This is a genomic window from Halomonas sp. ND22Bw, assembly GCF_003011945.1.
Taxonomy (GTDB): Bacteria; Pseudomonadota; Gammaproteobacteria; order Pseudomonadales; family Halomonadaceae; genus Halomonas; species Halomonas halophila.
In genome coordinates this window covers 1-310 of record NZ_PXWD01000532.1, presented here as the reverse complement: position 1 = coordinate 310, position 310 = coordinate 1, and the positions used below count along the sequence as shown (strand labels likewise).

Below are 310 nucleotides of genomic sequence, written 5' to 3'. Positions count from 1 at the left end.
CGATCCGGACGTCCGCCTGACCAAGCGCAGCGCCGCCGTGCTCCTGCCCTGGCTGCTCGGCATCGGACTCCTCGTGGGCCTGTTCTCCGGCTTCTTCGGCATCGGCGGGGGTTTCCTGATCGTGCCGGGCCTGATGCTGGCGACCGGCATGCCCCTGCCGATGGCCATCGGCACCTCGCTGGTGGCGGTCAGCGCCTTCGGGGCGGCCACGGCGGCGAGCTACGCCGCCTCCGGCCTGATCGACTGGCCGCTCGCCGGTTTTTTATCCGCGGCGGCGTCCTGGGCGGCCGCGTTGGAGCGCGCCTCGGTA

Annotated in this window: 1 protein-coding gene; it reads left to right on the top strand. The window is 72.6% G+C overall.

All coding sequences use genetic code 11. From position 1 onward, the window contains the following. On the top strand, nucleotides 1–310 hold a 310-nt coding region (locus tag CVH10_RS19245), incomplete at both ends, for a TSUP family transporter (RefSeq protein WP_219924852.1).